Origin of the sequence: Azospirillum himalayense (assembly GCF_042657465.1) — a bacterium.
Taxonomy (GTDB): Bacteria; Pseudomonadota; Alphaproteobacteria; order Azospirillales; family Azospirillaceae; genus Azospirillum; species Azospirillum himalayense.
In genome coordinates, this window is record NZ_JBHSLC010000035.1 from 133,914 (window position 1) to 157,422 (window position 23,509).

Annotated in this window: 23 protein-coding genes; 10 read left to right on the forward strand and 13 right to left on the reverse strand. The window is 67.7% G+C overall.

What is annotated here, in order from left to right:
• Positions 1 to 13: 13 nt before the first annotated feature.
• The 7 genes from ACFPMG_RS17245 to fdhD all read right to left on the reverse strand — a co-directional run bounded on the left by ACFPMG_RS17245 (position 14) and on the right by fdhD (position 6,933).
• Positions 14 to 2,926, reverse strand: a complete 2,913-nt coding sequence (locus ACFPMG_RS17245; protein WP_376996359.1) for a formate dehydrogenase subunit alpha — start codon at positions 2,924 to 2,926, stop codon at positions 14 to 16.
• Between the two features lie 15 nt (positions 2,927 to 2,941).
• Positions 2,942 to 3,142 (reverse strand): hypothetical protein, encoded by a 201-nt coding sequence (locus tag ACFPMG_RS17250; protein ID WP_038529100.1) that lies wholly within the window; start codon positions 3,140 to 3,142, stop codon positions 2,942 to 2,944.
• A gap of 176 nt (positions 3,143 to 3,318) precedes the next feature.
• The gene (locus ACFPMG_RS17255; RefSeq protein ID WP_376996429.1) at positions 3,319 to 3,930 is read right to left on the reverse strand and encodes a TorD/DmsD family molecular chaperone; all 612 of its coding nucleotides are present in this window, start codon (positions 3,928 to 3,930) and stop codon (positions 3,319 to 3,321) included.
• A gap of 290 nt (positions 3,931 to 4,220) precedes the next feature.
• Entirely contained in the window at positions 4,221 to 4,802 is a 582-nt protein-coding gene (locus ACFPMG_RS17260) for a DUF3306 domain-containing protein (protein ID WP_376996360.1), read from the reverse strand.
• Positions 4,803 to 4,944: 142 nt separating this feature from the next.
• Positions 4,945 to 5,439 (reverse strand): DUF3305 domain-containing protein, encoded by a 495-nt coding sequence (locus tag ACFPMG_RS17265; RefSeq protein ID WP_376996361.1) that lies wholly within the window; start codon positions 5,437 to 5,439, stop codon positions 4,945 to 4,947.
• Positions 5,436 to 6,062 carry a molybdenum cofactor guanylyltransferase MobA gene (gene mobA, locus ACFPMG_RS17270; RefSeq protein ID WP_376996362.1) on the reverse strand — a complete coding sequence of 209 codons (627 nt, stop codon included), beginning with the start codon at positions 6,060 to 6,062 and terminating at the stop codon, positions 5,436 to 5,438. The genes ACFPMG_RS17265 and mobA overlap by 4 nt, the downstream gene beginning before the upstream one ends.
• A complete protein-coding gene (gene fdhD, locus ACFPMG_RS17275) occupies positions 6,052 to 6,933 on the reverse strand; it encodes a formate dehydrogenase accessory sulfurtransferase FdhD (protein WP_376996430.1) in 882 nt (293 codons plus the stop codon). Before fdhD ends, mobA begins: the two co-directional genes overlap by 11 nt.
• Positions 6,934 to 7,052: 119 nt before the next feature.
• Here fdhD and ACFPMG_RS17280 point away from each other — a divergent pair, with 119 nt between their 5' ends.
• Positions 7,053 to 7,748 carry an ABC transporter permease gene (locus ACFPMG_RS17280; RefSeq protein WP_376996363.1) on the forward strand — a complete coding sequence of 232 codons (696 nt, stop codon included), beginning with the start codon at positions 7,053 to 7,055 and terminating at the stop codon, positions 7,746 to 7,748.
• A gap of 112 nt (positions 7,749 to 7,860) precedes the next feature.
• Complete coding sequence (locus tag ACFPMG_RS17285; protein WP_376996364.1) at positions 7,861 to 8,697, forward strand: ABC transporter substrate-binding protein; 837 nt, start codon at positions 7,861 to 7,863, stop codon at positions 8,695 to 8,697.
• Between the two features lie 79 nt (positions 8,698 to 8,776).
• Here ACFPMG_RS17285 and ACFPMG_RS17290 read toward each other — a convergent pair whose 3' ends face one another.
• The gene (locus ACFPMG_RS17290) at positions 8,777 to 9,985 is read right to left on the reverse strand and encodes a serine hydrolase (protein ID WP_417281706.1); all 1,209 of its coding nucleotides are present in this window, start codon (positions 9,983 to 9,985) and stop codon (positions 8,777 to 8,779) included.
• 481 nt (positions 9,986 to 10,466) lie between these two features.
• Here ACFPMG_RS17290 and ACFPMG_RS17295 point away from each other — a divergent pair, with 481 nt between their 5' ends.
• A complete protein-coding gene (locus tag ACFPMG_RS17295) occupies positions 10,467 to 11,189 on the forward strand; it encodes a hypothetical protein (RefSeq protein ID WP_376996366.1) in 723 nt (240 codons plus the stop codon).
• A gap of 131 nt (positions 11,190 to 11,320) precedes the next feature.
• Here the strand turns inward: ACFPMG_RS17295 and ACFPMG_RS17300 are convergent, their stop codons facing one another.
• Positions 11,321 to 12,082, reverse strand: a complete 762-nt coding sequence (locus ACFPMG_RS17300) for a proteasome-type protease (RefSeq protein ID WP_376996367.1) — start codon at positions 12,080 to 12,082, stop codon at positions 11,321 to 11,323.
• 420 nt (positions 12,083 to 12,502) lie between these two features.
• Here ACFPMG_RS17300 and ACFPMG_RS17305 point away from each other — a divergent pair, with 420 nt between their 5' ends.
• The 4 genes from ACFPMG_RS17305 to clpA all read left to right on the forward strand — a co-directional run bounded on the left by ACFPMG_RS17305 (position 12,503) and on the right by clpA (position 16,899).
• Positions 12,503 to 13,039 carry a phasin family protein gene (locus ACFPMG_RS17305; RefSeq protein ID WP_051140131.1) on the forward strand — a complete coding sequence of 179 codons (537 nt, stop codon included), beginning with the start codon at positions 12,503 to 12,505 and terminating at the stop codon, positions 13,037 to 13,039.
• 268 nt (positions 13,040 to 13,307) lie between these two features.
• Positions 13,308 to 13,793 (forward strand): phasin family protein, encoded by a 486-nt coding sequence (locus ACFPMG_RS17310; RefSeq protein WP_014239701.1) that lies wholly within the window; start codon positions 13,308 to 13,310, stop codon positions 13,791 to 13,793.
• 455 nt (positions 13,794 to 14,248) lie between these two features.
• Positions 14,249 to 14,575: an ATP-dependent Clp protease adapter ClpS gene (gene clpS, locus ACFPMG_RS17315; protein WP_038529118.1), complete on the forward strand. Its 327-nt coding sequence runs from the start codon at positions 14,249 to 14,251 to the stop codon at positions 14,573 to 14,575.
• Positions 14,576 to 14,583: 8 nt separating this feature from the next.
• Positions 14,584 to 16,899 carry an ATP-dependent Clp protease ATP-binding subunit ClpA gene (clpA, locus tag ACFPMG_RS17320; protein WP_014239699.1) on the forward strand — a complete coding sequence of 772 codons (2,316 nt, stop codon included), beginning with the start codon at positions 14,584 to 14,586 and terminating at the stop codon, positions 16,897 to 16,899.
• Positions 16,900 to 16,984: 85 nt separating this feature from the next.
• On the opposite strand, the gene ACFPMG_RS17325 is transcribed toward clpA, so the two are convergent.
• Positions 16,985 to 17,176: a YegP family protein gene (locus ACFPMG_RS17325; RefSeq protein ID WP_376996368.1), complete on the reverse strand. Its 192-nt coding sequence runs from the start codon at positions 17,174 to 17,176 to the stop codon at positions 16,985 to 16,987.
• 154 nt (positions 17,177 to 17,330) lie between these two features.
• On the opposite strand from ACFPMG_RS17325, the gene ACFPMG_RS17330 reads away from it, so the two are divergent.
• Positions 17,331 to 18,443: a CaiB/BaiF CoA transferase family protein gene (locus ACFPMG_RS17330; RefSeq protein WP_376996369.1), complete on the forward strand. Its 1,113-nt coding sequence runs from the start codon at positions 17,331 to 17,333 to the stop codon at positions 18,441 to 18,443.
• A 3-nt stretch (positions 18,444 to 18,446) separates the two neighbouring features.
• Here the strand turns inward: ACFPMG_RS17330 and ACFPMG_RS17335 are convergent, their stop codons facing one another.
• Entirely contained in the window at positions 18,447 to 19,757 is a 1,311-nt protein-coding gene (locus ACFPMG_RS17335) for a pentapeptide repeat-containing protein (protein WP_376996370.1), read from the reverse strand.
• Positions 19,758 to 19,936: 179 nt separating this feature from the next.
• Between ACFPMG_RS17335 and ACFPMG_RS17340 the strand changes: the two genes are divergently transcribed.
• A complete protein-coding gene (locus ACFPMG_RS17340; protein ID WP_376996371.1) occupies positions 19,937 to 20,413 on the forward strand; it encodes a nucleoside deaminase in 477 nt (158 codons plus the stop codon).
• 24 nt (positions 20,414 to 20,437) lie between these two features.
• On the opposite strand, the gene ACFPMG_RS17345 is transcribed toward ACFPMG_RS17340, so the two are convergent.
• Together ACFPMG_RS17345 and ACFPMG_RS17350 are read right to left on the reverse strand one after the other, a co-directional pair.
• Entirely contained in the window at positions 20,438 to 21,658 is a 1,221-nt protein-coding gene (locus tag ACFPMG_RS17345; protein ID WP_376996372.1) for a GNAT family N-acetyltransferase, read from the reverse strand.
• Positions 21,659 to 21,749: 91 nt separating this feature from the next.
• Entirely contained in the window at positions 21,750 to 22,217 is a 468-nt protein-coding gene (locus tag ACFPMG_RS17350; RefSeq protein ID WP_376996373.1) for a RidA family protein, read from the reverse strand.
• A 394-nt stretch (positions 22,218 to 22,611) separates the two neighbouring features.
• On the opposite strand from ACFPMG_RS17350, the gene ACFPMG_RS17355 reads away from it, so the two are divergent.
• The coding region (locus ACFPMG_RS17355; RefSeq protein ID WP_376996431.1) for a flagellin at positions 22,612 to 23,509 on the forward strand (898 nt) is incomplete at its 3' end.

The window sequence follows — 23,509 nt, forward strand, 5'->3', positions numbered from 1 at the left end:
AACTCCTAGCGTCTCAGGCCGCCGAGATCCGGCAGAGGGTGGTCTTGGTTTCCTGCATCTGCGTGACCGAGTCGTAGCCGTAGGTCGTGGCGGTGTTCGCCGCCTCGCCCAGCACGACCGGGTCGGCGCCCTGCGGGTACTTGGAGCGCAGATCCTGGCCCTGGTAATGGCCGCCGAAGTGGAAGGGCATGAAGGCGACGCCGCGGCCGACACGCTCGGTCAGCATGGCCTTGACCTTCACCTTGCCCTTTTCCGCACCCTCGACCCAGACCATCTGGCCGTCCTTGATGCCGGCGTTGTTGGCATCGAACGGGTTGATCTCGACGAACATGTCCTGCTGCAGCTCGGCCAGCCAGGGGTTCGACCGGGTCTCGTCGCCGCCGCCCTCATACTCGACCAGACGGCCGGAGGTGAGGATGATCGGGTACTCCTTCGACACGTCGCGGTCCTGGATCGACTTGTAGAGCGTCGGCAGGCGCCAGGACTTGGTGTCCTTGTAGGTCGGGTAGCTGGCGACCAGATCGCGGCGCGGCGTGTAGAGCGGCTCGCGGTGCACCGGCACCGGGTCCGGGAAGTTCCAGGCGACGCAGCGGGCCTTGGCGTTGCCCGGCGGATTCAGGCCGTGCTTGATCGCCACGCGCTGGATGCCGCCCGACAGGTCGGTGGTCCAGGACACGGCACCGATCTTCTCGCCGCCGATCTTCCGGATGACCGCCATCTCGGCCTCGGTCAGCTCCCCAGTCCAGCCCAGCTTGTCGAGCATGGCGTAGGTGACTTCCGGGTAGCCGTCCTTGATCTCCGACCCGACCGGGTAGGAGCCCTCGGCCAGCAGCGTCACGCCGTTGCGCTCGACGCCGAAGCGCGCGCGGAAGGCGCCGCCGCCCTCGGCGACCGGCAGGGAGGTGTCGTAGAGGTTGGCGGTGCCCGGATGCTTCATCTCCGGCGTGCCCCAGCAGGGCCACGGCAGGCCGTAATAGTCGCCGTCGCACGGGCCGCCGTTGGCGCGCAGCGTGGTCTTGTCGAAGGTCGCCTGATGCTGCATGTGCAGCTTCAGCCGCTCCGGCGACTGGCCGGTGTAGCCGACCGACCACATGCCGCGGTTCCACTCCCGCGTCGTGTCCTCGATGTCCGGCTCGTTGCCGTGGAGCTTGATGTTCTTGAACATCGGCTCGGCGAAGCCGAACTTCTTGGCGAACAGGTACATGATCTCATGGTCCGTCTTCGCCTCGAAGAGCGGCTCCATGATCTTGTCGCACCACTGGACCGAGCGGTTGGACGCGGTGCGCGACCCCACGGTCTCGAACTGGGTGGCGGCGGGCAGCAGGTAGAAGTTGTCCTTGCGGTCGGACAGGACGGCGGTCATCGTCGGGAACGGATCGACGACGACGAGCAGCTCCAGCTTCTCCATCGCCTTCTTCATGTCCGGAAGGCGGACCTGGCTGTTCGGCGCGTGACCCCAGAAGACCATGCCCTTGATGCTCTCGGGCTGGTCCATGTTCTCCTTGGCTTCCAGGACGCCGTCGAACCAGCGGGACACCGGGATGCCGGTGGCCTCCATCAGCTTCTTGTCCTTGAAGCGGGCCAGTACGTCCTCGTACGGGACGTCCCAGACGCGGGCCCAGTGGCGCCACGCGCCCTCCGCCAGACCGTAGTAGCCGGGCAGCGAGTCCGAGGTGACGCCGAAGTCGGTGGCGCCCTGCACGTTGTCGTGGCCGCGGAAGATGTTGGTGCCGCCGCCCGTCACGCCGACGTTGCCCAGCGCGAGCTGGAGCACGCAGTAGGCGCGGGTGTTGTTGTTGCCGATGTGGTGCTGCGTGCCGCCCATGCACCAGACGAGCGTGCCCGGACGGTTGGAGGCCAGCGTGCGGGCGACGCGCTTCAGCTGCGAGCCCGGAACGCCGGTGACCTTCTCGACCTCCTCCGGAGTCCACTTGGCGACCTCGGCGCGGATCTCGTCCATGCCGTAGACGCGCTTGGCGATGTACTCCTTGTCCTCCCAGCCATTCTCGAAGATGTGCCAGAGGATGCCCCAGATCAGGCCGACGTCGGTGCCGGGGCGGAAGCGGATGTACTCGTCGGCCTTGGCCGCGGTGCGGGTGAAGCGCGGATCGGCGACGATCAGCGGGGCGTTGTTCTGCTCCTTGCCCTTCAGGATGTGGAGCATGGAGACCGGGTGCGCCTCGGCGGCGTTGGAGCCGATGAAGAACATCGCGCGCGACTTCTGGATGTCGTTGTACGAGTTCGTCATGGCGCCATAGCCCCACACGTTCGCCACGCCGGCGACGGTGGTGGAATGACAGATGCGGGCCTGATGGTCGACGTTGTTCGTGCCCCAGAAGGCGGCGAACTTGCGGATCAGATAGGCCTGCTCGTTGCTGTGCTTGGCCGAGCCGAGCCAGAAGACCGAATCCGGGCCGGACTTCTCGCGGATCGCCAGCAGCTTGTCGCCGACCTCCTGGATGGCCTGGTCCCAGGAGATCCGGGTCCACTTGCCGTCCACCATCTTCATCGGGTAGCGCAGGCGGCGGTCGCCGTGGGCGTGCTCGCGCACCGCGGCACCCTTGGCGCAATGGGCGCCCAGGTTGATCGGGCTGTCGAAGCTCGGCTCCTGGCCGATCCACACGCCGTTCTGCACCTCGGCGGTGACCGTGCAGCCGACCGAGCAGTGGGTGCAGACGTTCTTGACCAGCTTGACCGGCGCACCGGCGGCGGAGGTGGCGGTCACCGCCTCGGCCTTCTTCACCATACCGAAGGGCATGGTGGCGGCGATGGCGGCGCCACCGGCGGCGATGCCCGAGGTGCGGAGGAACGAACGACGGTCGACGGTGTTACCGGTCAAGCCGGAAACCATCTTCGACAGCGAACGGCCGTTGGCCGTGGCGAGCGAACGGCCGCCGGAAGCAGCCGCCTTCTTCTTTGTCAGCATGTGCGGCGGTCCTTCTTAGAAGCGGCTCAGTTCGTAGACCGTCCGGACATGGTCGGTCTCGCGGTAGCCCTGGGCGGGAGCGGGCTCGGCGGCCTGCACCGGCTCCGCACCCGCCACGGCGCCCACGGCGGCGGCGCCAAGCGCGCCGACGCCTAATCCAGCCGCGCGGAACAGGTCGCGCCGCGCCAGCGTGGTCTTTTCCTTCTTGTCCGTCATAGCTTCACCCTATTCTTCGCGGCTTCCCCGAGACTGAAGACCGATGTGCCGCCCGGTTTCCGGGCCTTGTTTTGAGCGTTTCCGGACCGGTCTTGTCGTGGGCCGGTCTCGTTGTTTTGCTGTCCGTTCGGCGGCGGTGCCGGTGTGCGGTCGGGCCGCCCCGTCACGCCGCCCGATCACGCCGCCATGTCGAAGGCCTTGCCCTCGACCTCCAGATACCGGTGACCCAGCGTGCCCACCGCGCGGTAGAAGGCGGCGGACGGCGTGGATTCCAGATCGGTGAAGAACCGGCCGGCCCAGGAGCCGATGTGGCGGTCGAAGAAGCGGCGCTGCGCCTCCAGATCGGCCGGGGCACCGAAGGCCCCGGTGATCAGACCCGCCATCATCTCGGCCAGGGCGGCGATGTGGTCTTCAGGTTCCTTCACGTCGTCGGCGCGGGCGATGCCCAGCAGCGCCATGTCGCCGCGCAGCTCGGCCAGCGGCTTTTCGTGAAGGAAACCCGTGAGATAGTAGGACCCGTAGGGGGACAGGATGCCGCCGCCGACGCCGATGAAGAGGGTGTTGAACTCCTCCTCCACCGCGGCGGCGTCCGTGCCGCGGGCGGCCTCGGCCAGACCGCGCAGCGCCTGCCCCAGCGGGCTCGCGTCGCTGTCCAGCGCCGACAGGGCGGCCAGGAACTCCCCGCCGGGCGGGCGGGCAAGCAGACGCGCCAGCAGCGCGTAGAGCTGCGCCCGCTGCATCTCTTCCGGCGGCAGGGCCGACGGATCGTGTTCACCGGTCACGGACACGGCGTTCATCCCTCCCGACACGACGAAAGGACCAGATCGGCAAAACTCCGGCACCCGGCCCCACCCGTCGCGACAACGGCGGCGCATTGGCTCGCCCGTTGCAGGCTCACGGCGTCTTGGGCCGGCGCCCGAGACGCCCTGGACCGACAACCTCATATTGCACCCGCGAAAAGCCTCGCCATATCAGGGGCTTAACGTTCAGGATTGGTATATTAAAGGGCAGATTCGCGGTGTTTGTCAACAAAGGTTGACTCAGAAGTGTGCTTACCGCGACTTGGGCTGGATTAGCGCTATGCTCTTTTTATCATATCGATACCCGGTTCCTGCGAAGCAGAGGGAACCTGCTCGGACTCCGAACCTTCGGGAAGCGCCACGATTTCTTTCCCGTCTTCATCGACGTTGCCGTCCGCGGCCGTCCCGCCGGCTCCTTGCTCCGCCTTCTCGGCCGCCTCTTCCGCGGCGTCGAGGAAGCCCTTGCCGACGCGGTAGAGCGTCTTCACCGGCGAGGACCCGGTGAACAGGCTGGCGTAATCGTCGGCGTAGTCCTTCAACCCGTCATCGTTGGCGAAGACCGGGTCGGAGGTCCACAGCTTGCGCAGCGCCTGCCGGTGCAGGTCGTCCGGGACTTCCGCCCGCAGGAAGGGCGTGAAGTCGGACTCCAGCGTCAGCTCCTCCACGGGAGGAAGGTCCTTCAGCGGGTCATCGGCGTCCGGCGTAGTCTCGGCCGGCTCGGCCGTTGCGTCCACCGGGAGTTGCGCGGCCGGTTCCTCGGCCAGCGGCGACGGCACAGGCTCCAGGGCCGGTTCCGGGGCGGGGGCGACGGGCTGCCGCTTCAGGCGGGACCAGCGGGATAGGAAGGATTCGTCGGTCATGTCGGTGTGTCTCGGGGATCGCCGGACCGTGCCCCCACCCAACCCTCCCCCGCTGCGCAGGGGAGGGCTTTTTCTCCTCCCCCTGCGTCAGCGGGGGGGAGGCCGGGAGGGGGCGCGGCGCTGACGCCCCATCAAGAAGTCATCACCCCTGCTTCGGGAAGTGCCGCTTGCGCTCGCGCTTCACGAAGGGGACATCCACATGGTGCTGCTCGGTGAAGTCGCGGACCAGGGCCGTGACCTCCGGCGGCATCGGCACCGTCTCCACCATCTCCACGCCGCTGACCTGATAGGCCTCGCATTCGTGGGCGGAGGCGGTGACGACGAAGGGCACGACGCCCCCCGGCTCGCCCGTCTCGTCCGGGCGCAGCACGACCCAGAGGCGCGGCGGCTCCTGCGACAGGTTCAGCTTGTAGCCTTCGGTGTCGCTGCGGAACAGCTCCAGCGGCAGGGTCGCGGCGTGGAAATGCGCCCAGCCCTCCCCTTCGCGCAGCAACCGCCAGGGGCCGTCGACCGGCGGGGCACCGGGGATCACCGAGACCGGACGCCACGCCCAGTCCGCCCAGGCGCTGCTGCCCTTGCGGCGCTCCAGCACGATGCCCAGGTCCATCGTCTCGGTTCTGTTCAGCGCTTCACTCATTGGACCAGTCCCGCCGCCATCAGCCGTTCCGCCTCCGCCAGATCGTCGGGGCGGTTGGTGTTGAAGAAGGGGTCTACCGGATCGGCGGCGAAGTCGGCAATGGCCAGACGGTACCGGGCCGTCCAGGCGTCCACCTTGCGCATGTCCTCCTCCACCATGGCGCGGCGGAGGTCGTCGGCGAGATCCACCCGCCACAGCCCGAAGACCGGATGCTCCTGCCCTTCGGAGCGGGCGCAGGCGAGGTCGGCGCCTTCGCGCTCCACCGCCGCCATCAGACGCGCGACCAGATCGCCGGGAATGAAGGGCGCGTCGGTGGCGAAGCTGGCCAGCCAGCGGCAGTCCGGCGCGTTGGTCCGCGCCCACTCCATCCCGGTCAGCACCCCGGCCAGCGGTCCGGCGAAGCCCTCGACCACGTCCGCCGCCACCGGCAGACCGAAGGCGGCGAAGCGCTCCGGGTCGCCGTTGGCGTTGAGCACCAGCGGCCCGACCTGCGGGCGCACCGTGGCGACGATGCGCTCCAGGATGCTGCGTCCGCCGAGCGTGCGCAGGCTCTTGTCGCCGCCGCCCATGCGCCGCGACAGGCCGCCGGCCAGCAGCACGCCGGCAATGCCCTCAGTCCTCATCGCGGCTCCCCTTGCGCTGGTGGCGCCCGCCCTCGTCCCCGACCGCGGCCGGGTCGGCGTCGAAGTCCAGCCGGTCGGTGCCGGCCAGGGCAAGGAAGCGCTTGCCCTTGGCCCGCCCGACCATAGTCAGGTTGGCCTGCCGTCCCAGTTCCACCCCCCAGGCGGTGAAGCCGGAGCGCGAGATCAGGATCGGAATGCCCATCTGCACCGTCTTGATGACCATCTCGGAGGTCAGGCGCCCCGTCGTGTAGAAGATCTTGTCGTGCGCCGGCACGTCGTGCAGGTGCATGTAGCCCGCCACCTTGTCCACCGCGTTGTGCCGCCCGACGTCCTCCATGTAGACGAGGGGGCGGTCGTCCTGGCAGAGCACGCAGCCGTGGATGGCCCCGGCCTCCAGGTACAGGCTGGGAGTCAGGTTGATCTTCTTCGACAAAGCGTAGATCCAGGAGGTCTTCAGCCGCGCGTCGGGGTTCAGCCGCACCGACTCGAAGGTCTCCATCACGTCGCCGAAGGCGGTGCCCTGGGCGCAACCGGAGGTCAGCGTCTTCTTCTTGAGCTTCTGCTCGTAATTCGTGGCGCGCTCGGTGCGGACGACGACGGTGTCGATCTCCTCGTCGTAGTCGATGCCGGTGATCCGGTCGTCGCGCTTCAGCATGTTCTGGTTGAGCAGATAACCCACCGCCAGATAATCAGGGTAGTCGGCGATCGTCATCATGGTGACGATCTCCTGCCCGTTCAGGTACAGCGTCAGCGGCCGTTCCACGGTGACCGACGCCTCCACCGGGCGCCCGTCCTGATCCAGCCCGGAAACGCGCTCCGTCAGCTTGGGATTCGCCGGGTCCGGCCTTATGGTGAATTCCGAGAGGTCCATGACCGGAAGAGTGGGGAAGATTGCGCGCCGGGGCAAGCGGCGGATGATCGGCTCCCGCAAGACGGAAGCGATGCGGCCCCGATTTGACGCGCGAGCGCTTGGTATGCACGAGTACCCCTATGCATGAGTTCGGTCTGGCCTTCGTCACCGCCTTCCATCTGATCGCCGATTTCGACCCCGGTCTGGTGGGGATCGTCGCCCTGTCGCTGCGCGTCAGCCTGACCGCCGTCCTGCTGTCGGCCCTGATCGGCCTGCCGCTGGGCGCCGCCGTGGCCGCCTTCCACTTTCCAGGGCGGCGCGCGGTGACCCTGTTCCTGAACACGGCGATGGGGCTGCCGCCGGTGGTGGTGGGGCTGATCGTCTATCTCATCCTGTCGCGCTCCGGTCCGCTGGGGGTGCTGGGGCTGCTATTCACCCCGACCGCGATGATCGTGGCCCAGACCGTGCTGATCGTCCCCATCGTTGCCGCCCTGACCCGCCAGATCGTCGAGGATCTGCTGATGGAGTATGGCGACCTGCTGCGGGTGATGGGGACCGGGCCGCTGACCACCCTGTTCACCCTGCTGTCGGAGGCGCGCTGGAGCCTGCTGACCATCGTGCTGGCCGGCTTCGGGCGGGCCTCGGCGGAGGTCGGCGCGGTGATGATCGTCGGCGGCAACATCGACCGGGTGACCCGCGTCATGACCACCTCCATCGCGCTGGAGACCAGCAAGGGCGACCTGCCGCTGGCGCTCGGCCTCGGCGTCATCCTGATGATCCTGTCGCTGTCGGTGAATCTCGCCGCCGCCATGGTGCGGGAGACGCGGCGGGCCTGACTCGCCTCCGCTTCCGCGATTCTGGAAAATTTGCAAAGCCGTTCGAACTTTCCCATAGTCGCCGCCACAGCCCGCAACCAAGGCGGGCAAGAACCTGGAGAGGGATAGTCCGATGCTGCGCCGTTCTTTCGTGCTGGGATGCGCCGCCGCGGCGGCTCTGCTGCTCGGCTCCGTTCAGCCGTCCACCGCCGCCGACCGCTTCATCACCGTGGCCTCCACCACCTCGACCGAGGATTCGGGGCTGTTCAAGTCGATCCTGCCGAAGTTCACCGAAAAGACCGGGATCGAGGTCCGCGTGGTCGCCAAGGGCACTGGCCAGGCCATCGACATCGCCAAGCGCGGCGACGCCGACGTGCTGTTCGTCCACCACAAGCCGTCCGAGGACAAGTTCGTCGCCGAGGGCTTCAGCACCGTGCGCAAGCCGGTCATGTACAACGACTTCGTGATCGTCGGGCCGAAGGCCGACCCGGCCAAGGTCGGCGGCAGCAAGGACGTGTCCGCGGCGCTGAAGAGCATCGCCGCCGCCAAGGCCCCCTTCGTGTCGCGCGGCGACGACAGCGGCACCCACAAGTCGGAGCAGGCGCTGTGGAAGACCGCCGGCGTCGATCCGGCGGCGGGTGACGGCTGGTACCGCGCCATCGGCCAGGGCATGGGCGCCACGCTGAACACCGCCGCCGCGGTGAACGGCTACGCCATGACCGACCGCGCCACCTGGCTCAGCTTCAAGAACCGCGGCGACCTCGATATCCTGGTGGAGGGCGACAAGCGCCTGTTCAACCAGTATGGCGTCATGCTGGTGAACCCGGCCAAGTTCAGCCACGTCAAGGCCGCCGACGGGCAGGCCTTCGTCGATTGGCTGGTCTCCGCCGAGGGCCAGCAGGCCATCGCCGACTACAAGATCAACGGCAACTCGCTGTTCTTCCCGAACGCCAACGAGCCGGGTGCCTGACCGGCCCCCGCTCCGCGGGCACGAAAAAAAGGCGCAGCCCCGCGGCTGCGCCTTTTCTTTTTGGCGGGGAAGAAGCGGCTTACAGCTTCTCGTTCGGCGACACCGTAACGCAGCGGTGTCCGTTGCGGGTCAGCTCCGAGCAGACCTTGCGGGCGGTCCGCTCGTCCAGCCCGACCATGCGGGCGCGGTAGACGGTGGAGCCGTTCGCCTTCACCGGCGTCACCGCCGGCTTGGCGGCGCGCAGCAGGAAGGGCGCCTGCTTGGTCGCCTGGGTCAGTGCCCGGTTGCTGGCCTCCCGCGTGGAGAAGGCGCCGACCTGCACGCCCCACTTCGAGCCGTCGGCCTTCGTGTCGCCGTCCTCGTCGCGGGCGCGGGCCGGCGGGCGGACCGCGGCGGGGGTGGAGACGGTGGAGGCGAGTTGCGCGATGGTCTCCGGCTTGGCCGGCGGCCTGCCCTTGGCGGTGGCGCGCGGCGCGTCCTCGTCCCCGGCGCGGGCGACGACCGGCGCCTCAGACCCGCGACTCGGCTTGTCGAACGCCTTGTCGAGAATCGCCTCCATGCGGGCGTCGCGCGAGGCCGCGGACTTGCCGCCCAGCACCACGGCGACCAGCCGCCGCCCGTCGCGCACCGCCGAGGCCGCGAGGTTGAAGCCGCTGGCCACCGTGTAGCCGGTCTTGATGCCGTCCATGCCCTCGTAGCGCGACATCAGCCGGTTGTGGTTGTTCAGGCTGCGCCCGCCATAGACGAAGGCGCGGCGGCTGAAATAGGGGTAGTAGCGGGAGTGGTCGGAGAGCATCGCCCGCGACAGGATGGAGAAGTCGCGCGCCGTGGTCAGCTGCTCCATGTTGGGCAGGCCGTTGGAGTTGCGGAACACGGTGTTGCGCATCCCCAGTTCGCGGGCCTTGCGGGTCATCATCTCGGCGAACTTCGCCTCGCTGCCGCCCAGCGCCTCCGCCAGCACGACCGAGGCGTCGTTGGCCGACTTGGTGACCAGCCCGAGGATCGCCTGCTCCACCCGCAGCGTCTTGCCGGCGCGCAACCCGAGCTTGGTCGGAGACTGCGCCTCCGCCCAGGCCGACACGGGCAGCGCCTGATCCAGCCGCAGCCGCCCCTCGTCGAGCGCGTCGAAGGTCAGGTAGAGCGTCATCATCTTGGTCAGCGACGCCGGGTAGGTGAGGGTGTCGGCGTTCTCCTCGTGCAGCACCTCACCCGTGCGCGCGTCGACGACAATCGCCGCGTATTTCGCGGCCAGCGCCGGCAGCGGCGCCATCATGGTCACCGCCAGCACCGCCAGGGCGCCGCACAGCCTTCTAACGAAAGGGGTAATGCCGAAGGCACTCCCCAGAGTCGAACGTCCATTCGCCAAACGTTCTGCGGCCTGTTCCCCCTCCGTTTCGCGTCCGCGCCAAGCGAACACCAAAAGCAGGCTTCGAACGGTCTGGCCCGTTACGGTCATGATGCCCCCGCCAAAGGCTAATACTTGCTGTTTGGCGCAATGGTAAATTCCATGGAAATCAGTGTCTAGCGACAATTCGTTAATTTGCCGCTTCGATTTCTTCGGCGACGCTGTGACGAAATTGGATGAGGCACGGACCCGTACGGGGCGAACCGCGTTGAAGGAGCGCGACCGCCGATCCATCTTCCCGGAAGCGCAGGACCATTTCCCTTCCCGACTGGACGCGAGGCACCTCATGACCCGCCCGCCCGAGCGACGCCCGCCGACTCCGCGCGCTGCCCCACGGGACGGACGAAGAGGACGGATTGCGAGGGTGGCGGGGCTGGCGGTGGCCGCGGCGGGATTGCTCGCCGGCTGCGCCTCGGTCGGACCGACCGACAACCCGGTGGCGCGCAAGCTCACCTGGGTCAGCTACCTCAACGGCGACGACCTGCGCGCCGCCTGCACCAAGGGGGAGACCGACCGCTACCGGCTGGTCTTCAACGCCGACTATCAGAAGCATGTGCGGACCTACGACATCGTCGGCGACCGTGGCACCGGCGGCGCGCTGGTCGAGGCGCGCGTCCTGGAGGCCACCGACCTCGCCCGCATCGATCTGGACGACCCGGCGGCGGTGGCCCGCGGCCCGGTGGCCAAGGCCCAGCTGTCGCCGCGCCAGTTCGCCCTGTTCGTCCTGCGCCTCTACGAGAGCGGCGCCTTCGAGCCGGCGCCGAGCGGGGTGCGCCTGCCGTCCAACGGCGTCTATTGGCTGATCAACGGCTGCCGGCGGGGAAGCTGGTTCTTCAACGCCTACCCCTACCCGTCCGACCGCTTCTCCGACATCCGTTTCGACGGGCCGCTGAAGGAGCTGGACGGCAGCGGCCAGGGGATCGGCGTGCCCTACCCCGCCCTGCCGCGCCCGCAGGACGCCCCACGCACCCTGCCGACCGGCGGTCAGGTGGACAGCGCCGGCGTGGTCTTCGAGGTGCAGGTGGGCCGCGACGGGCTGGTCGGCCCGACCGCGCCCTTCGGGTCGTGGCTGTTCGCCGGGAAGTAGCGGGCAGGGCTGACATCGCCCCCACCCCGGCCCTCCCCCGCTTCGCAGGGGAGGGAGATTCTGCGAAGCGGCGGCAGTCCCCTCCCCTGCGATAGCGGGGGAGGGTTAGGGAGGGGGCAAGGCTTCACACCTCAGACCACCTCCTCTTCAGCAACATCCGCCCGCGCACCCGCGGCCAGCAGCGTGTCCACCCAGGGGCCGTCCGGCATGCGGCGGGCCAGCTCGGTGATGTTCCGGTTCCACCACAGGCGCTGCTCGACCAGATCGTCGTAGTCGAAGTTCGACTGGCGCCACAGCCGCTCCTCGGCGTTGAAGGTCACCATGTCGATGGGGAAGCCGACGTCGTTGGACGAGAAGCGCGTGCTGTCGAAGGACAAATAGGCGATCTTCAGCGCCGTTTGCATGTCCGTGCTGTAGGACAGCGCGCGGTCCAGGATCGGCTTGCCGTAGGCCGTGGCGCCGATCGACAGGTAGGGCGTGCGCTCGTCCACCTCGATCCAGTTGCCCTCCGGATAGACCAGGAACATGTAGGGCTCGCGGTCCTCGGCGAGCTGGCCGCCGATGATGGCGTGCAGGTTGAAGGCCAGCTTGGACGCCTCCAGCGCCTCCTTGTCCTCCGCCGCCACCTGGCGCAGGCAGGCCGTGAAGGCCGACAGCGCGTCCAGCATGGTCGGGTAGCTCTCGCCGCGGCGCCGGGACATGTCGCGGCGCAGGTAGGCCAGCGTCTTGTCGCGCACGCTGCGCAGGCCGGAATTCAGGATGAAGAAGCGGTCGCCGCCGCTGCCCACCATGGTCACCTTGCGCGCGGACGACAGCTGCGAGCCGCTGGTGATGCGCCCGTCGGACAGGCCGATCAGGCCGTCGCGGGTCTTGATGCCGAGGCAATAGGTCATGAAAGAACGTTCCCGAACTGATAGCTGCGACGTTCCGCCGCGGTTGGTCTGACCTTTGGCCGAAGCGCGTCCCTTCGGCGGGCAGGGTAGGATTGGGCAGGATCGGCGGTAAAGCTTTCGTAAAGGCTCCGCCCAGTCGAGCCAAAGTGGATCGGTTTTCCCATGAGGCGGAACGGTGGAGCTTTCGCCGTACCGATAAGCAAAGGGACCGGGCTCAACTGATATATTGTGCGACGCACAAGATTCTTTGTTGACTCCACGGATAAATGCCCATAGTTTAGCCATTGCTGCACTGCAGCATTTTTCGGGCCCGGAGCCGTCCGGGCCTCCCCAACGCAGCCGGTCTGCGCCCCGCAGGCGGACGGTCCGCCGATCCGGGTTGATGCGCGCCGGGCTTCGACGAAGGAAGGAACGCAAGGCATGACGACCGTGACGAAGGCCAAGCCGGCCCCCGCCCCCACCCAGGCGTTCGAGAGCGCCGCCGCCCAGGCCAAGGAGCAGGTCGAGGGCTTCGTCAAGGCCGGCCAGGAGCAGGCCGCGAAGACGTTCGAGCAGACCGCCTCCGCCACCAAGGAGCAGGTCGAGAAGCTGTCCGCCCAGCTCCTGAAGATCTCCTCCGAGCTTCAGGCCCTGAACAAGGCCAACGTGGAAGCGCTGATCCAGAGCGGCAGCATCGCCACCCAGGGTGCGGAGGAGCTGACCCGCGAGGTGACCGCCTACGCCCAGGCCTCCTTCGACAAGTCCGTCACCACCGGCAAGGCCCTGCTGACCGCCAAGTCGCTGAAGGAGGTCGTCGATCTCCAGAGCGAGTATGTGAAGGCCAGCTTCGATGCCTTCGTCGCGGAGTCCTCCCGCCTCCAGGGCATCGGCACCCGCGTCGCCACGGCGGCCCTGACCCCGCTGAAGGACCGCGTGTCGGTCACCGTCAGCACCCTGTCCAAGCCGATCGCGGCCTGATCCGCCCACACGGCGAATCCACGGAGCCCGGCCGTTCCCCGACGGCCGGGCTCCGCGCGTGAAGGGGCCGGCCGAGACGCGCAAAAGTTTTTGTGCACCGCACAAAATCCCGTTGACAGGCGCTGGAGCCTGCCCTAAGTTTAGTCATGCTGCATTGCAGCATCGACCCGACGCCCGAAGCCACGGGGTCGCTGGTCGGATCATCCGCGCGGTCGCCAATCGGTGGGTCCGGCGCGGGTCAACCCGATGAAATTCGAGGAGCCGTTCCATGACCGACAAGTTCGCCGCCGCCACCAAGACCTTCGAAGACGCCGTCTCCGCCGCCAAGCAGAACGTCGATGGCTTGGTCAAGGCCCAGCAGGAGCAGTTCGAGAAGGCCTCCGCCCAGATCCTGAAGGGCTTCGACGAGCTGACCGCGCTCACCAAGGGCAACGTCGACGCCGTCGTGAAGTCGGGCACCATCGTCGCCAAGGGCGCCGAGGAAGCCGGCAAGCAGGTCGCCTCCTTCACCCAGTCCTCGCTGGAGAAGAGCGCCGCCACCGGCAAGGCCCTGCTGGCCGTCAAGACCGTCCAGGAGTTGGTCGAGTTGCAGAGCAGCTTCGCCAAGGCGAGCTTCGAGACCTTCGTCAAGGAGAGCGCCAAGCTGCAGGAGCTGTCGCTGAAGACCGCCAAGGACGCCTTCGCGCCGATCAACGACCGCCTCCAGGTCACGGTCGAGACGCTGTCCAAGCCGGTCGCGGCGAAGGCCGCCTGATCCAGGCCGGTCCCAGACGTCAGCCTGAGACAAAATGTCCCGGAGCCAGCAATTCCACAGACCCGGCCGCAGGGCCGGGGCGGCTCCCACCTCCGCCGCCCCCGGGACGCTATCGTCCGGGGGTGCGGACGGCGCAAGGCGGTACCGCTTTAAATCCTGCCGCCTCACGGCGTTGTGAAGTTCCGGGAAAGCCCGGCGGTGCAGACCGCCGGGCTTGTTTCTTTTGGGCGCGAGGGACATGTACAGGGTGCGGGCCGTGCCATTTTTGGCACGCCGGTGCGGCAGTTCTGCCGCAAAATCAAATGCCTTCCACCAATTCCGGGGTAGCCGGGCAGGTCTTGTTCCGAATGGGCCTCTCCCAAATGGGGACTCACCGAAAACGGCCCCTTCCCACCGCGCCCGGAGTTCTCATATCATTCATGCGACGTACATCGCGATGTTGACCTGTTGAGACCATGGCCGAAAACGACAAGCACGGCGACGAGGGCACCACCACGGGCGTGGTTATCAAAACCAAGCCTAAGACTAAAAAGCCCTCGATGTATAAGGTCTTGATGTTGAACGACGACTACACACCTATGGAATTCGTCGTTCATGTCTTGGAGCGCTTCTTTGCCAAGTCGCGCGAGGAGGCTACGCGGATCATGCTGCATGTGCACCGGCGGGGTGTGGGCTTGTGCGGCGTGTTCACCTACGAGGTGGCGGAGACGAAAGTCACGCAGGTGATGGACTTTGCGCGCCAGCACCAGCACCCGCTGCAATGTACGCTAGAAAAGGATTAAGGCCACAGATGCTGTCGCGTAACTTGGAACAGACGCTGCACCGAGCCCTGGCCCATGCGAACGAGCGCAGGCACGAATACGCGACGCTCGAACACTTGCTGCTCGCATTGACCGAGGATGCCGATGCCATGGCCGTCTTGCGCGCTTGTGGGGTCGATCTGGACCGACTGCGCGCCGAACTCTCGGATTACCTCGACAACGAGCTTGCGAACCTGATCACGAACAGGCCCGATGATGCTAAGCCGACGGCGGGCTTCCAGCGGGTGCTGCAACGCGCGGCCATCCACGTCCAGTCGTCGGGGCGTGAAGAGGTGACGGGAGCAAATGTGCTCGTCGCCCTGTTCTCTGAACGCGAAAGCCACGCGGTCTATTTCCTGCAGGAGCAGGAGATGACCCGTTTCGACGCGGTGAACTACATCTCTCACGGAATCGCGAAGGCCCCGGGCCGCTCGGAAGCGAAGCGCGTTACCGGAGCCGACGAGGACGCGGCGGCGGAGAAGGTCGTGAAGAAAGGCAGCGAAGCCCTAGAGGCTTATTGCGTCAACCTGAACAAGAAGGCGGCCAGCGGGAAGATCGATCCGCTGATCGGACGGGAGCAGGAGGTCGAACGGACCATCCAGATCCTGTGCCGGCGGTCGAAGAACAACCCGCTGTATGTCGGTGACCCCGGTGTCGGCAAGACCGCCATCGCCGAGGGGCTGGCCCGCCGCATCGTCCATGGCGAGGTTCCGGAGGTGCTGAAGGGCGCCACCATCTTCGCGCTCGACATGGGCTCCCTGCTCGCCGGTACGCGGTACCGCGGCGACTTCGAAGAGCGCCTCAAGGCCGTCGTCTCCGAACTGGAGGCCACGGAAGGTGCCGTCCTCTTCATCGACGAGATCCACACGGTCATCGGCGCCGGTGCGACCTCGGGCGGTGCGATGGACGCCTCGAACCTGCTGAAGCCGGCCCTCGCCTCCGGCTCGCTGCGTTGCATCGGTTCGACGACCTACAAGGAATACCGGAACTATTTCGAGAAGGACCGGGCGCTCGTCCGGCGCTTCCAGAAGATCGACGTCAACGAGCCGACGGTCGAGGATGCGATCAAGATCCTCCAGGGGATCAAGACCTACTACGAAAAGCATCACCGGGTGAGCTACACCAACGACGCGATCCGTTCGGCGGTGGAGCTGTCCGCGAAGTACATCGGCGACCGCAAGCTGCCCGACAAGGCCATCGACATCATCGACGAGGTCGGCGCCGCGCAGATGCTGCTGCCGGAGAACAAGCGGAAGAAGAAGATCTCCGTCAAGGACGTGGAGGCGGTGGTCGCCAAGATCGCCCGCATCCCGCCGAAGTCGGTCAGCCGCGACGACAAGGAGACGCTCCTCAACCTGGAGCGCGACCTGAAGACCATGGTCTTCGGCCAGAACAAGGCCATCGACGCGCTGGTCTCCGCCATCAAGCTGGCCCGCGCCGGCCTGCGCGAACCGGAGAAGCCGATCGGCAACTACCTGTTCACCGGCCCGACCGGCGTCGGCAAGACCGAGGTGGCCCGCCAGCTCTCCCTCACGCTGGGCATCGAGCTGACCCGTTTCGACATGTCGGAGTATATGGAGCGGCACACCGTCTCCCGCCTGATCGGCGCCCCTCCGGGCTATGTCGGGTTCGACCAGGGCGGCCTGCTGACCGACGCCATCGACCAGCATCCGCACTGCGTGCTGCTGCTCGATGAGATCGAGAAGGCGCATCCGGATCTGTTCAACATCCTGTTGCAGATCATGGATCACGGCAAGCTGACCGACCACAACGGCAAGACGGTGGACTTCCGCAACGTCATCCTCATCATGACCTCCAACGCGGGCGCCGCGGACATGGCCAAGCCGGCCATCGGCTTCGAGCGCGAGCGCCGGGTAGGCGAGGACATGGAAGCGGTGGAGAAGCTGTTCACGCCGGAGTTCCGCAACCGTCTGGATGCGATCATCCCCTTCGCGCCGCTGACCCAGGAGGTCATCAACCGCGTGGTGGACAAGTTCATCATGCAGATGGAGGCGCAGCTCGAGGACCGCGGCGTCACGATCGAACTCGACGATCAGGCCCGCGAGTGGCTGGGCAAGAAGGGTTACGACCCGCTCTACGGCGCGCGTCCGCTGGGCCGCGTGATCCAGGAGCACCTGAAGAAGCCGCTGGCGGAGGAGCTGCTGTTCGGCAAGCTCGCCAAGGGCGGTCTGGTCAAGGTCACCGTGAAGGACGACAAGCCCGCCTTCGAGTACACCGAGGGCTCGCGCAAGCGGCGCTCCGGCGACGAGGACGAGGACGAGGTCGTGCACGAACTGGCGGAATGACGCCGCTTCGTACGAAACGCTAAAAAAGGGGGCCGCAAGGCCCCCTTTCTTTTTGTCCGGTGCCCGCCTGTGGGTCGCCCGGCGCTCACTCCTCGACCAAGACGACCGCGTCGTTGGAGCTTTTCATCAGAGCGATGCCGTGCAGGCAGTCGCGCTCGGCCGTGTAGCCCTCGCTGCTGACGGCGATGGCCTCGCCGTTGGCGGCGTGGAAGGTCCAGCGCCATTCGTTGCGGTGATCCTTGTAGATCCTGTACTTGGGAGCCTTGGCCGTGGACATGTGTTCCTCCTCGCCGATGGTCTGATACGGACGGCGGAGGCGACACAAATGTGAAGGGCGGACGGTTGCATTCCCGATGCCGCATCACGGACACTCCTTCCAGGCGGCACCCCCAGAACGAAGCACGCCGAAACAAAGTATGAGGAAACGCACCATGCCCCTGCCCTTCCTGAGCGGACTGCGCGTCATCGATCTCGGCCAGTATCTGCCGGGTCCCTACGCTGCCCAGATGCTGGCCGACCTCGGCGCCGAAGTGGTGAAGGTGGAGCCGCCGAGCGGCGACCCGCTGCGCCAGATGGGCTCCACCGACGCCGACGGCACGACCGCCGCCTACAAGCTGCTCAACGCCGGCAAGACGGTCATCCGCCTGAACCTGAAGGACGAGGGCGACCGCGGCGCCTTCGAAGGGCTGATCGCCGGGGCCGATGCCCTGGTGGAAAGCTACCGCCCTGGCGTGCTGGACAAGCTGGGGGTCGGCCACGCCCGGCTGCGCGCGCTGAACCCGCGGCTGGTCCACGCCAGCCTGTCCGGCTGGGGCAGCAGCGGCCCGTACGCCCGGCGGGCCGGCCACGACCTCAACTACATGGCGGTCGGCGGCGGCCTGGACTCCTCGGGCACGCCGGACCGCCCCTCGATCAGCCATCCGCCGGTCGCCGACTTCGCGTCGGCCCAGCAGGCGGCGCTGGCGGTGGTCGCCGCCCTGTTCGGGCGCCAGCGCAGCGGCGAAGGCTGCTTCCTCGACCTGTCGATCATGGAGACGGTGCTGGGCTGGCAGGGCTTCAACCTGACCGCCGACGCCCGCGGCGAGGTCCCGGCCCGCGGCGAGGCGCTGCTGTCCGGCGGGGCCGCCTGCTACCGCATCTACCGCACCGCCGATGGCCGCTTCGCCACCCTGTCGGCGCTGGAGGCCAAGTTCTGGCAAGGCTTCTGCGAGGCGGTGGGACGCCCCGACTGGACCGCCCGGCAAACCGACTCGCTCCCTCAGACCGCCCTGATCGCAGAGGTGGACGCCCTGTTCGCCACACGCAGCCTCGCCGATTGGAAGGCGCTGCTCGACCCCGTGGATTGCTGCTTCGAGGCGCTGCCGACGCTGGCGGAGATGCCGGACCACCCGCACATCGCCGCCCGCGGCCAAGTCCGCGTCACGCCGGGGCCGGAGCCGCTGGTGGAGACCCTGATGGGCCTGCGCGTCGATGGCGGGACCCCGCCCGAGCGGGCGCCCTTGCGCGAGTCCACCGCCGCCGCGGTGCTCGCCGCCTGGAGGTAACGGCTACAGGGCGATGAGGGGCCCGCCGCCGTCGCGCGGCGACCGCGCGTCCAGCGGGCCGCGGCGGGCGCCCATCAGGCTGGCCTTCGACAGGTTCGCCGCCGCGTCGTCGCAGCCGCGCAGGTCGGCGGAGGCGAGGTTGGCCATCTCGAAACTGGCGCCGGCCAGCTTCGCCCCGGTCAGCCGGGCGCCGCGCAGGTCGGCGGCTGCCAGCGTGGCGTTCGTCAGGTTGGCGGGCCAGCTCCGCCCGGTCGGGGTGCCGTCCGGGTTGCGCAGTTCCACCATGCCGAGGTCGGCGCCGTGGAGATCCACCCCGCTCAGATCGGCCCCGCTCAGGTTCGCCCCGGTCAGCACCGCCTGGTCCAGCCGCGCCCGGCGCAGGCTGGCCCCGCCGAAATCGGCCAGCGAGAGCGAGGCGTTGGACAGCCGGGCCTCGTCCAGGTTGGCGTCGCGGAACACCCCGCCCGACAGGTCGCAGGCGGTGAGGTCCAGCCCGCGCAGATCCATCCCGGTGAAGTCCGCCCGCGTCCCGGCCCCGCCGCCGCTGTTGATCCACAGGATGTGGGCGTCCAGCACGCTGCGCACCGGCATCGGCAAGGCGTCGGCGTTCCGCATGTAGACGGCGCCGCTCAGGTTGGCGCCCTGCGTGTCCGCCACGGTCAGGTCGACGTTGCGCAGGGTCGCCTCGCGCAGGTCGGCGTTGCGCAGGATGGCGCGGGTCAGGTTGGCGCCGTTCAGCACGGCGCGCTTCATCTTGGCCCCGCTGAAGTTCGCCTCCGTCAGGTCGGCCCCGGCCAGATTGGCGGCGAACAGGTTGGCGTTGCTGAAGTCGCCGCCTGCCGTCGAGGCGTTGGCCAGGTCGGCGTGGCTGAGGTCGGCGCCCTTGAAATTGACGCCGTCCATCCGCGCGTCCGTCAGGTTGGCGGGCCGCCGCTCCTCCTCGTCCTCGCGCCCGGCGCGGTGGACCATGATCTGGCCGGGGCGCAGATCGGCCCCTTCGAAGTCGGTGCGGGTCAGGTCGGCCTTCAGGAAGTTCGTCCCGCGCAGGTCCGCCCGCGCGAAGGAGGAGCCCACCAGCTTCGCCCGGCTGAAATTCGCCCCGAACAGGTCGGACATGGCGAAGCTGACCTCCTCGAGCTGGGCGTCAGAGAAGTTGCCCTGGGTGAGGATGGCCGTTTGCAGGTTGAAGCCCTTCAGCCGCAGCCTCGACAGATCGACGCCCTTCGCCTGAAGGCGCACACCGCCCGGCTTCAGTTTGAGATAGAATAGATGGTCCCGCACCTGCTTCAGGAATTCCATGGCGCGGTCGGTCATCGGGCGGGTCCGTCGGTCGGCTGATCCCGCCCACACTACGCATTGCGCATGGGCAGTAAAGGAGAAATCCCCAATCGTCCGCCACCCCTGCAATGCCGCGGGCGCATGCCGGACCGAGGCCATAGAGAAGTCTTTAAACCATTGAACGACAACGCGGTTAGGGTTGGGAGAGGGAAAGCATGACGAGTTTCGACACGGAGTGCCTGCGCCGCGCCATCGCGCTCAGCCGCACCCACATGCAGGGCAACGCCGGCGGCCCCTTCGGCGCGGTCATCGCGCGGGACGGCCGGATCATCGGCGAGGGGTGGAACTGCGTGACCTCCAGCAACGACCCGACGGCGCACGCCGAGGTCGTCGCCATCCGCAACGCCTGCCGCGACCTCGGCAGCTTCAGCCTCGCCGGGGCGACCGTCTACACGAGCTGCGAGCCCTGCCCGATGTGCCTGTCGGCCATCTACTGGGCGCGGATCGGGCGCATCGTCTACGCCAACGGGCGCGACGACGCGGCGGCCATCGGCTTCGACGACGCCTTCCTCTACACGGAAATCGCCCTGCCGCTGGAACAGCGGGCGATCCCCATGCAGCGCCTGCTGGCCGACGAAGCGCGCGCCGTCTTCGACGAATGGGCCGCCCGTCCCGACCGCATTCCTTACTGATCCGGGTTCCCTACTGATCCGGCCCTATTGCTCCGGCAGGCCATCCTGGCGGTAGGGTGACAGATCCATCAGCGCCTCGCGCTCCGCCGCCACGCCGGGCCGCTCGCGGCGCAGGTAATCGGCGATGGCGCGGCGAAAGCCGGGGTCGGCCACCCAGTGGGCGCTGTAGGTCGGCACCGGCAGATAGCCGCGCTGGATCTTGTGCTCCCCCTGGGCGCCGGCCTCGACCCGGCCGAGGCCGCGCTCGATGGCGAAGTCCAGCGCGCGGTAGTAGCACGCCTCGAAATGCAGGAAACGGTAGCTGCCGTCGGAGCCCCAGTTGCGGCCGTAGAGCGCGTCGGTCCCGATCAGGTTCAGGGCGCCGGCCACCCACTCCCCATTGTCCTCGCACATCACCAGCATGACCCGGTCGGCCATGGTCTCGCCCAGAAGCCGGAAGAAAGCGCGGTTCAGATAGCCGCCGCCCCATTTGCGGTCGGCGGTTTCCAGATAGAAGCGGTGGAAAGCGTCCCAATGCTCCGACTTCAGGTCGGCGCCGGTCAGGCTGTGCAGCCGGACGCTGCTCTCCGCCACTTCGCGTCGCTCCTTGCGGATGGCCTTGCGCTTGCGGCTGTTCAAGGTGCCCAGGAAATCGTCGAAGCTGGCATAGCCGCGGTTTTCCCAATGATACTGCACGCCTTCGCGGAGCAGCCAGCCGGCCTCGCCGAGGCGGCGCCAATCGCCCTCCTCCGGGAAGGTGACATGGACCGAGGAGACGCCGTAGCGCCGCGCCACCTCCTCCATCCCCTGGATCAGGGCGCCGGCGACCGCCTCCATCCCCTGGAGCGAGGCGCCGGGCCGGACCAGAAGGCGCGGCCCCGGCACCGGGGTGAAGGGAACGGCGCACTGCAGCTTCGGGTAATACTGCCCGCCCGCCCGCTCATAGGCATGCGCCCAAGCGTGGTCGAAGACATATTCGCCATAGGAATGGTTCTTAAGATAGAGCGGCACCGCGCCCATGATCCGCCCCGCCCCGTCGAGGGCGGCGAGGTGGCTGGGCTGCCAGCCGGTGCGGCCGGTGACCGATCCCGATTCCTCCAGCGCCAGCAGGAAGGCGTGGCTGAGGAACGGGTTGTCCGGCCCGGCGCAGGCGTCCCACTCCTTCGGGTCGGCCAGACCGATGCCGGTCAGGACCTTGACGGTGATCGTCTCCCCGGCCTCGGGATCGGCACCGGGGTTGGGGCCGCTGTCCTTGCCGTCGGGCATGGTCTCTCCTTCGCGGGTTCGCCGAGGGAGGTGGGCGCTTTGCCGCGCCGCGGCAAGAGGCCCGCCCCCTCCCCCCGATGCGGAGCCCGGATCAGGCCAGTTCGAGGATGGCATCCACCTCGACGGCCACGTTGCCGGGCAGCGACGGGGCGCCGACCGCGGCGCGGGCGTGCTTCCCGGCGTCGCCGAACACCTGCATCATCAGTTCCGACGCGCCGTTGATGACCAGCGGCTGGTCGTGAAAGTCCGGGGTGCCGTTCACGAAGCCGCCCAGCCGCAGCACGCGCACCACCCGGTCGAGATCGCCGCCGCAGGCTGCCTTGGCCTGGGCGATGATGTTCAGCGCACACAGCCGCGCCGCCTGCTGGCCCTGCTCCACCGTGAAGTCCTGGCCCAGCTTGCCGATGAAGCGGCGCTCGCCGTTCCACACGGTGACCTGACCCGACACGTAGAGCGTGTTGCCCGACAGGGTGTAGGGCACATAGGCCGCCACCGGGGCCGCCGCCTGCGGCAGTTCGATCCCCAACTCCTTCAGCCGCGCCTCGATGCGTCCGGCCATGTTCATCCCTCCGTCGTCGTTGGGGGCACCGAGAAGGCCCCGATGGGTGCGCCCTGATGGGTGCGACACCCCGACGATAGCCCCCTCCGCCTCCGCCACCAAGGGCTTACCGGCACCTGGGGCGTGCCCCCAACTGGGTAGTTTTGTCCCGGAGTCCGGGGCGCAACACCCTTTCTGCCCGGCAAAACTTTCCACCGGCCTGGGAAAGGGCGTCCGGCCGGCCATCGCCGAGCCACCGCGCAACCTTCAAATACATCGATTAAAATCAATTACTTAATGGCATTTCCGGGAACTGGCACGGGTCTTGATAGGGGAGGATCGCGCAAATGCACGTTGCCTCGCTTCGGTTTCAAGCACCAGCCGCGGGGCGAGCCTCAGAAGGAGACTTGGAACCATGGCCATCAACGACGTCACCCTCACCGCGTCAATGCGCACGAATCTGCTGCAGTTGCAGAGCGTGAACGACAAGATCGGTGTCAAGCAGAACATCCTCTCGACCGGCAACAAGATCAACTCGGCGCTCGACGGCCCGACTTCGTTCTTCGCAGCGAAGAGCCTGACCCAGCGCGCCGGCGACCTGTCGTCGTTGAAGGACGCCATGGGTCAGTCGATCAGCACCATCAAGGCCGCCGACAAGGGCGTGACCGCGATCGAAAGCATGATCGAGCAGGCGCGCGGCCTGACCACCGCCGCCTATTCCGCTCTGGGCACCGACGCCGGTTCCGTCGCCACCCGCAAGACGCTGTCCGCCCAGTTCAACGCGCTGAAGGAGCAGATTGACAAGCTGGCCGGCGACAGCGGCTATGCCGGCAAGAACCTGCTGGCCGGCAACGGCCTGCGGCTGGACTCCACCAGCGAGTCGCGCCGCGCCGTCAACACCATCCAGGGCATCGAGAACGCCCGCGTCACCAACGTGGTGTCGACCGACACCTACACGGTGCGCGTCAAGGGCGACGGCTCCATCGAGGGCGCGGCCGGCGAGATCAACAGCGCCGAGATGGCCCACGGCCTGGTCGGCCTGAAGCTGTCCGGCACGATGGCCACCTCGCTCGGCAGCTTCTCCGACGTGCAGATCGAGGTCCGCGGCGCCAAGGGCCGCGAGCGGTCCTTCATCATCACGGACGGCAACGAGTCGCGCACGATCACCTACTTCGACAACAGCCAGACCATGGCTGCCAACACGACGACGGCGGCCAAGTCGGGCACCGCGCAGATCACCCAGGTGTCGATGGGCGGCACGATCGAGGCCGGCGACAGCTTCACCATCACCGTCGAAGACCAGACCTTCACCT

What these genes read in the sequence shown, in the direction of transcription:
- ACFPMG_RS17245 (WP_376996359.1), bottom strand. Translation starts at nt 2,926, where the DNA reads ATGCTGACAAAGAAGAAGGCGGCTGCTTCCGGCGGCCGTTCGCTCGCC.
- ACFPMG_RS17250 (WP_038529100.1), bottom strand. Translation starts at nt 3,142, where the DNA reads ATGACGGACAAGAAGGAAAAGACCACGCTGGCGCGGCGCGACCTGTTC.
- ACFPMG_RS17260 (WP_376996360.1), bottom strand. Translation starts at nt 4,802, where the DNA reads ATGACCGACGAATCCTTCCTATCCCGCTGGTCCCGCCTGAAGCGGCAG.
- ACFPMG_RS17265 (WP_376996361.1), bottom strand. Translation starts at nt 5,439, where the DNA reads ATGAGTGAAGCGCTGAACAGAACCGAGACGATGGACCTGGGCATCGTG.
- mobA (WP_376996362.1), bottom strand. Translation starts at nt 6,062, where the DNA reads ATGAGGACTGAGGGCATTGCCGGCGTGCTGCTGGCCGGCGGCCTGTCG.
- fdhD (WP_376996430.1), bottom strand. Translation starts at nt 6,933, where the DNA reads ATGGACCTCTCGGAATTCACCATAAGGCCGGACCCGGCGAATCCCAAG.
- ACFPMG_RS17280 (WP_376996363.1), top strand. Translation starts at nt 7,053, where the DNA reads ATGCATGAGTTCGGTCTGGCCTTCGTCACCGCCTTCCATCTGATCGCC.
- ACFPMG_RS17285 (WP_376996364.1), top strand. Translation starts at nt 7,861, where the DNA reads ATGCTGCGCCGTTCTTTCGTGCTGGGATGCGCCGCCGCGGCGGCTCTG.
- ACFPMG_RS17300 (WP_376996367.1), bottom strand. Translation starts at nt 12,082, where the DNA reads ATGACCTATTGCCTCGGCATCAAGACCCGCGACGGCCTGATCGGCCTG.
- ACFPMG_RS17305 (WP_051140131.1), top strand. Translation starts at nt 12,503, where the DNA reads ATGACGACCGTGACGAAGGCCAAGCCGGCCCCCGCCCCCACCCAGGCG.
- ACFPMG_RS17310 (WP_014239701.1), top strand. Translation starts at nt 13,308, where the DNA reads ATGACCGACAAGTTCGCCGCCGCCACCAAGACCTTCGAAGACGCCGTC.
- clpS (WP_038529118.1), top strand. Translation starts at nt 14,249, where the DNA reads ATGGCCGAAAACGACAAGCACGGCGACGAGGGCACCACCACGGGCGTG.
- clpA (WP_014239699.1), top strand. Translation starts at nt 14,584, where the DNA reads ATGCTGTCGCGTAACTTGGAACAGACGCTGCACCGAGCCCTGGCCCAT.
- ACFPMG_RS17325 (WP_376996368.1), bottom strand. Translation starts at nt 17,176, where the DNA reads ATGTCCACGGCCAAGGCTCCCAAGTACAGGATCTACAAGGATCACCGC.
- ACFPMG_RS17330 (WP_376996369.1), top strand. Translation starts at nt 17,331, where the DNA reads ATGCCCCTGCCCTTCCTGAGCGGACTGCGCGTCATCGATCTCGGCCAG.
- ACFPMG_RS17335 (WP_376996370.1), bottom strand. Translation starts at nt 19,757, where the DNA reads ATGACCGACCGCGCCATGGAATTCCTGAAGCAGGTGCGGGACCATCTA.
- ACFPMG_RS17340 (WP_376996371.1), top strand. Translation starts at nt 19,937, where the DNA reads ATGACGAGTTTCGACACGGAGTGCCTGCGCCGCGCCATCGCGCTCAGC.
- ACFPMG_RS17345 (WP_376996372.1), bottom strand. Translation starts at nt 21,658, where the DNA reads ATGCCCGACGGCAAGGACAGCGGCCCCAACCCCGGTGCCGATCCCGAG.
- ACFPMG_RS17350 (WP_376996373.1), bottom strand. Translation starts at nt 22,217, where the DNA reads ATGGCCGGACGCATCGAGGCGCGGCTGAAGGAGTTGGGGATCGAACTG.